Source organism: Variovorax sp. P4_B11, assembly GCF_056402355.1.
The window spans coordinates 100,822-107,997 of sequence record NZ_JBFUHO010000023.1; the positions used below are offsets into that span (position 1 = coordinate 100,822).

The 7,176-nt window shown below is 65.7% G+C and carries 5 protein-coding genes and 1 tRNA gene; 4 read left to right on the forward strand and 2 right to left on the reverse strand.

What is annotated here, in order from left to right:
• Window positions 1-16 precede the first annotated feature (16 nt).
• Window positions 17-1,027, forward strand: a complete 1,011-nt coding sequence (locus tag AC1DYD_RS20890; RefSeq protein WP_478174665.1) for a class 1 fructose-bisphosphatase — start codon at window positions 17-19, stop codon at window positions 1,025-1,027.
• Window positions 1,028-1,038: 11 nt separating this feature from the next.
• Window positions 1,039-1,114, forward strand: a tRNA-Thr gene (locus tag AC1DYD_RS20895).
• A gap of 851 nt (window positions 1,115-1,965) precedes the next feature.
• Here the strand turns inward: AC1DYD_RS20895 and AC1DYD_RS20900 are convergent.
• Window positions 1,966-2,199: a hypothetical protein gene (locus AC1DYD_RS20900; protein ID WP_478174666.1), complete on the reverse strand. Its 234-nt coding sequence runs from the start codon at window positions 2,197-2,199 to the stop codon at window positions 1,966-1,968.
• 345 nt (window positions 2,200-2,544) lie between these two features.
• Here AC1DYD_RS20900 and AC1DYD_RS20905 point away from each other — a divergent pair, with 345 nt between their 5' ends.
• Complete coding sequence (locus AC1DYD_RS20905; protein WP_478174667.1) at window positions 2,545-2,784, forward strand: hypothetical protein; 240 nt, start codon at window positions 2,545-2,547, stop codon at window positions 2,782-2,784.
• 48 nt (window positions 2,785-2,832) lie between these two features.
• Here AC1DYD_RS20905 and AC1DYD_RS20910 read toward each other — a convergent pair whose 3' ends face one another.
• Complete coding sequence (locus AC1DYD_RS20910; protein ID WP_478174668.1) at window positions 2,833-3,990, reverse strand: hypothetical protein; 1,158 nt, start codon at window positions 3,988-3,990, stop codon at window positions 2,833-2,835.
• A gap of 268 nt (window positions 3,991-4,258) precedes the next feature.
• Between AC1DYD_RS20910 and AC1DYD_RS20915 the strand changes: the two genes are divergently transcribed.
• Window positions 4,259-7,176: transglycosylase domain-containing protein (locus AC1DYD_RS20915; RefSeq protein ID WP_478174669.1), on the forward strand; the 2,918-nt coding region annotated here is incomplete at its 3' end.

The window sequence follows — 7,176 nt, forward strand, 5'->3', positions numbered from 1 at the left end:
CAAGGACCCCTACTACATGGCCCAACAGAAGATATCCCTCACCCGCTACCTGGTCGAGCAGCAACGCGCCGACGGCCTGATCCCCGGCCAGCTGCGCCTGCTGCTCGAAGTGGTCGCGCGCGCCTGCAAGAGCATCAGCCAGGCGGTCAACAAGGGGGCGCTCGGCGGCGTGCTCGGGACCGCCGAGAGCGAGAACGTGCAGGGCGAGATCCAGAAGAAGCTCGACATCATCGCCAACGAGGTGCTGATCGAGGCCAACGAATGGGGCGGCCACCTGGCGGCCATGGCCAGCGAGGAAATGGACAGCATCTACGTGGTGCCCAACCGTTACCCGCAGGGCGAATACCTGCTGCTGTTCGATCCCCTCGACGGCTCGAGCAACATCGACGTCAACGTCAGCATCGGCACCATCTTCAGCGTGCTCAAGAAGCCCGACGACACGCCGGGCGTGCAGGAAGGCGACTTCCTGCAGGCGGGCAACAAGCAGGTGGCGGCCGGCTACTGCATCTACGGCCCGCAGACCACGCTGGTGCTGACCGTGGGCGCCGGCGTCGCGATGTTCACGCTCGACCGCGAGCAGGGTTCCTTCATGCTCACGCAGGAGAACATCCAGATCCCCGCCGACACAAAGGAATTCGCGGTCAACATGAGCAACATGCGGCACTGGGACGCCCCGGTGAAGCGCTACATCGACGAATGCCTGGCCGGCAAGGACGGCCCGCGCGACAAGGACTTCAACATGCGCTGGATCGCCAGCATGGTGGCCGACGTGCACCGCATCCTGATGCGCGGCGGCGTCTTCATGTACCCCTGGGACAAGCGCGAGCCCGAGAAGGCCGGCAAGCTGCGCCTGATGTACGAGGCCAACCCGATGAGCTGGCTGGTCGAGCAGGCCGGCGGCGCCTCGACCAACGGGCGCCAGCGCATCATGGACCTGCAGCCGACCAAGCTGCATGAGCGCGTGGCTGTGGTGTTGGGGTCGAAAAACGAGGTCGAGCGGCTGACCGGCTATCACGATCCGCTATAATCGAAGGCTTAGCCGGTGTAGCTCAGTCGGTAGAGCAGCTCATTCGTAATGAGAAGGTCGGGTGTTCGATTCATCTCTCCGGCACCAATGTCAGCAAGGAAAGCTCGCTATCAAGACGATAGCGGGCTTTTTTTCTTTTGAGGTCATGTAGCCACCATGTAGCCATCGGTGCAGGGTTTTGTACCGTGTAGCCAGCATGTAGCCACCCAGCGCCAGCACACGACGCAGACATCAAAAAGCCCGCTCGCGGCAGGCTGGGATGGGGGCCGTCTTAAGTAGCAGCGGCTACTTTTGATTTGATTTCCCACGGGGCGATTTTTTCTGCGCGTGAGATACCGACCGGTTTCCTTCGGGCGGCGCTCCAAACTTTGGACACCCCCCACCCCCACTAGGGGCGCTCCAGTTCCCGGCGCTGCTCGTTCAACACTCGCGCAAGTTCGCGCAGCATCTCCCGGTCCCCACCCTTCCAACCGTTGCGAGACGCGGCAGCCTTGCCTTGTCAGTGCGCGGCCAAGTTGACCGGAAGTTCCCGACTATCGCCGTCAACCTGGAGGTTGACGACTGTCATACCAAAGCGCTCAATCAATCTTTACCCGATTGGGGGGCGACATGAAGACATCTTCAGTCGCGGCGGTTGTCGCAGGTTGCACACTGGTTCTCGGCTGCGACTTGGAACCTCAAGTCCTGTTCGTGAGGGACGGGAGTCCGTTTCAGGCTCTGCAGTTGACCGATGCCCAAGACGGATGCATCGCACCCTACCGCGTTTCCTACCTCACTTCGTTCGATGGCGGAGCGTCTAGGGGATGTTGGGTTCGGGAAGGGCTCCACATCCGCACTCACTTTCCGAAACTGGATGACAAGCTCATCCCGGTGGGTGAGTTCCGCCGCACAGCGTTGGCTGAGTACCGGAACGCCTCGATGGACTAGACCAATGAGGCCTACCGAATGGCTGTTACGGCCATGTTTCGGCGAGTACGTCTTTTTGGTCCCTCAGCGCACGGGCAGCCCTCGGGCATGCAGACCACGGCGGCGCGCACGTCGCTGGCGATGGCTTGCGCGTCCGGTTCCTTGCCCACGTCAGGCACCAGCACCAGCCGGGCCGATGCGTCGCGCTGGCGAAGTTCGCCGGCAGCGGGCGGGTCTTTGCCGAAGGCGTGGACCTCCGCTGACATTGACCTCGCGCCAACTCGCCACCGAAGCATCCTTGTCGGTGTCTTACCTTTCGGTGGTGTTCACCTTCAGGCGATGACTTCCTCTACGGTGGCCTATCGACGGTCATTGCGAGGCAGGGCCAAAGATTACGTCGCCGATTGGGCCGGCGCGAACACAGCGCCGACTCCGAGTTCAGCGATTTGTGAAGCATTCATCTCTCGCTCATCGGAGCAGCCCACAGGCATGCGTGGCGCGCCTCCTAGCCCGCGCAGCCTTTGGTAACACGTTTGCGTGGGCAGTTGGAGTATGTTTCCAAGCTTTCCCTCTGGGCTTCTCTGGCCCGTTCTTCCTGAGGAGCAGAAACCATGTCCCGGTATCTGTGCGAACTGAAAAATCTCTTCGAGGAACTGAAGGACCGCTACGGGGACAAGGATGATTCGGTGCTGCAGGTGAAGCACGAGATTGAGGCCGTTGAAGCCGTGGAGTCTCAGCATCAGAATCTGTTCACCCTTGGCCGCGACCGCTTTCTCATGAGAGGCGGCAGGCACAGCTGGGAGGGCGTCTCGGGCCTCTTGCACTCAACCCAGCGACCGCCTCCCCTCTAGAGCCCTTGGGGGAAGGCACTGCCAATGCACAAAGGCTGCGCGCGGCCTTCAGTTGGCGTTCTTCTTGGGACGTCTAGCGTTCAGCGGGGGCAGCGAATCGAGCGTACTACGCAGTTGGGTGTCGGTGAGTTGTTGAAGCGCCTGCAGCCCGGCTCGCAGCAGTTCATTCTTCTTGGCGGGTCGCTTGAAACCAAGCGCGCGGCCCTTGAGGACGGCAATCAGCCCGAAGTCCTGTTCGGGCATTGTGAAATCGTCACGCACGAGCTTGGCTTTGATTTTGGCGTCCGGGGACAGCGTATCGAGCGCACTATGCAGTTGGGTGTCGGTGAGGGTTGTTGAAAGGGCCTGCAGCCCGGCTCGCAGAAGTTCATTCTTCTTGACGGGCCGCTTGAAAGCCAGCGTGCGGTCCTTGAGGACGGCAATCAGCCCGAAGTCCTGTTTGGGCATCGCGAAGCGGTCGCGCACGAGCTTCGCTCTTGTTTTGGCGTCGTCGCGCACAGCATCGAGCGTGGCTGTGCGGGAGGGGGTCGTCATTGCCGGTTCTTCCGCAATACGGGGTGAGACTGGTGGCGGCGCGACCACGGCCTTCACCGCCTTGGCCTTCGAAGGTCCCGCCTTCTTCGCTGTCATCTTCTTCTGGGCGGCGGCCTTGACGCCCACTTTGGTCGGTGCTGCCTTCTTGGTCGGTGTCACCTTCTTGGCCGATGCTACCTTCCTGGTCGGAGCCGCCTTCTTGGTCGGTGCCGCCTTCTTGGCCGGTGCCGCCTTCTTGGCTGATGCTGCCTTCTTGGTCGGTGCCGCCTTCTTGGCCGGTGCCGCCTTCTTGGCCGGTGCCGCCTTCTTGGTCGGTGCTGCCGTCTTGGCCGATGCCGCCCTCTTGGTCGGTGCCGCCGTCTTGGCCGGCGTCGCCCTTTCTGCCGAGGTCTGAGTGACCACCGATTGTGTCGGCACGGCCGTTCGAGACGATGGCGTCTTGGCGGCCGGCTCGCTGGTGGCGGCTACTTCGACACTGGGCCACGGCGCCTTGTTGAACTCCAACACCTCATGAGCCACCAGCACCTCGGCCGGCGGGTTCGATGCCAGTTTCGTTGCGACAGGGATTGCAGCCTCTGCCGGCGGCTGGACCGACGGACCGACCACTGCCGGCTCGGTTGCGTCGTTGGGCTCGGAAACCGATGGGCCGTTGGTCGCGCTGACGCAAGTCATCAAATGACTCCAAATATTGTGTCAATGATTTACACCGCATTTTGGTCGCCCAGAGTACCTCCATCAATAGCTTGTGCCCATCGCATTGCGGCCGATGCAAGAGAATTTTGGTGGCGGGCTCGGGACTGCGCTGCGAACCAGGCAAACACAGCAGCCCCAGGCGTCGTCGACATCGCCATCGACCACCCCATGCCCAAGCCAAGTGGCTGCGGAAAGCGCATCATCGCCATTGACGAACCCACGGTGCGGGCTGTGTGCGAGGCAGAGCATGACATGGTTCAAGAGGGCTTTCTGGGTCGGCGCTAGGCTCGCCGTCGTGGGTGCGCTTGCCGCATTCACGCTGGACGAATTGAAGACTTCCCGGCTGCAATCGGCCCTGTGGCGCGACCTCGCCAGCGGTGCCCGCTTCAGCGTCGGCGCCGGGCCCAGCGATACCATCCGCTTCCCGCACACCGGGCCCTACGATGAGCGGCTGGGTTACGACCACTTACCCAACTTCATCGAGCACCTGGAGCCYCTGGGCTTCGCGATCACCCGCCAGGCCCGCATGTCGCCGCGGCTGATCGAACTGCAGGAGCGCAAGCTYTTCATCCCCTACCGGGAGAAGAAYCAGGCAGGCCTGACCGTGCGCGACTGCCGCGATGCAACGCTGCTGCACACGCGCGTGCCGGCGCGCGTGTACGAGCGTTTCGAGGAGGTGCCGCCGCTGCTGGTGAGCGCCCTGCTGTTCGTCGAGGACCGCCACCTGCTGGACGCGCAGCCGCCGCAGCGCAATCCCGCGATCGATCCGGAGCGCTTCGCGAAGGCCGCGCTCGAACAGGCGCTCCGGGCCGTCGAACCCAGCCAGGCGGCGACGGGCGGCAGCACGCTGGCGACCCAGATCGAGAAGTACCGCCATTCCCCTCACGGCCGCACCGCGTCGGTCGGCGAGAAGCTGCGCCAGATGGCATCGGCCTCGCTGCGCGCCTACCAGGACGGCGAGGACACGCTGGCGCGGCGCCGCCAGATCGTCGTCGACTACCTCGATACGGTGCCTCTGGCCGCGCGCCCCGGCATCGGCGAGGTGCACGGCCTGGGCGACGGCCTGTGGGCCTGGTACGGCCGCGACTTCGGTGAAGTCAACCGCCTGCTCGCCGACCACGACGAAAGCGCCGCGCCCACTGAAGAAGCGCTCCAGCGCCAGGCCGAAGCCTTCAAGCAGGCGCTGTCGCTGATGATCGCGCAGCGCCGCCCGTCGCAGCATCTGCTCGGCGACGGCGCGGGCCTGACGCGSCTGACCGACAGCTACCTGCGGCTGATGGCCGAGGCCGGCGTGATATCGCCTTCGCTGCGCGATGCGGCACTGGCGCTGCCCCTGCGCCTGCAGCCCGAACTGCCGCCGGCGCCGAGGACCGACTTCGTCGAGCGCAAGGCCGCAAGCGCGCTGCGCACCCACATCTCCACCCTGCTCGACGTACCGCGCGCCTACGACCTCGAGCGTCTCGACCTCGAGGCGGAAACCAGCCTCGACGGCGAGGCGCAGGCGCTCGCGGCGCGGATTCTCGCCGGCCTGCGCACGCCCGCCGCGGCGAAGGCGGCGGGACTGCTYGGCTTCCACATGCTCGACCCCGGCGCGGACCCCGCCCCCTTGGTCTACAGCTTCACGCTGTTCGAGCGCGGCGCACGGGCGAACCTGCTGCGTGTCCAGGCCGACAGCATCGACCAGCCTTTCGACGTGAACCAGGGCGCGCGGCTGGACCTGGGCTCGACGGCCAAGCTGCGCACCCTGGTGAGCTACCTGGAGCTCGTCGCCGAGCTGCACGCGCGCTGGGCCGATCTGAGCWCCGCCGAGCTGTCGGCGCTGGCGCTGAGCCCGCGCGATCCGCTGGGCGCCTGGGCGCGGCAATACCTCCTGCGCGCCAAGGACCGCAGCCTCGCGCCGATGCTCGAGGCCGCCATGSAGCGCCGGTACTCGGCGAGCCCGTCGGAGGCCTTCTTCACCGGCGGCGGCATGCACCAGTTCGCAAACTTCGAGCGCTCTCGCAACGGCAGCTCGATGACGGTGCGAGAGGGTTTCAAGCACTCGGTCAACCTGGTGTTCATCCGCCTGATGCGCGACCTGGTGCGCCACCGGATGTTCGGCGGCGAGTCGAATGCCGAGCGCATGCTGAAGGACTCGGCCGACCCGGGCCGGCGCGAGATGCTCGCGCGCTTTGCCGACCGCGAAGGCTCGGCCTACCTCGTGCGTTTCTATCGCAAGTACCAGGGCCAGCCCGCCGCGGCCGCCGAGGCGCTGCTGCTGCGTGGCGTGAGGCCGTCGGCGCCGCGCCTGGCGAGCGTGCTGTTCTCGATCGAGCCCGAGGCCAGCGAGGCGCAGCTCGACGCGCTGCTGATACGGCAGACCGGCCGCGGCGCCGCCTCGCCGCGCGCACTGCAGGCGCTGCGCAACACCTACGCCGGCTTGTCGCTCGCGGATCGCGGCTACGTCGCGCGCGTGCATCCGCTCGAGCTCTGGCTGGTCGGCTACCAGCGGCGTCACCCCGGCGCGTCGCTGACCGAGGTGCTGGACGCCAGCGCGCGCGAACGCCAGGAGGTCTACGCCTGGCTCTTCAAGACGCGCCACAAGGGCGCGCAGGACCGGCGCGTGCGCGAACTGATCGAGCTCGACGCCTTCGCGCAGATCCATCGTTCATGGCAGAGGCTGGGGTACCCGTTCGCATCGCTCACGCCTTCCTACGCGAGCGCGATCGGCGCGTCGGGCGACCGGCCGGCCGCGTTGGCGGAGTTGATGGGCATCATCGTCAACGACGGCGTGCGGCAGCCGACGCAACGGGTCGGCGCATTGCACTTCGCGCGTGACACGCCCTACGAGACCCGGCTCGAGCCGAGCAACGCGAGCATCGAACGGGTGTTGCCCGTCGAGGTGGCCGCGACGGTACGCAGCGCGCTCGTCGACGTGGTGCACGGCGGCACCGCCGCGCGGCTCCAGGGTGCGCTCAAGGACGCGGACGGCCGCGTGATCGAGATCGGCGGCAAGACCGGCACCGGCGACCACCGCTTGCAACGCATCGGCCGCGGCGGGCGGGTGATCTCGGAGCGCAAGATCGACCGCACGGCCGCCTTCGTCTTCATGATCGGCGACCGCTACTTCGGCACCATCATGGCCTACGTGCACGAACCCTATGCCGCCCGCTATCGGTTCACGAG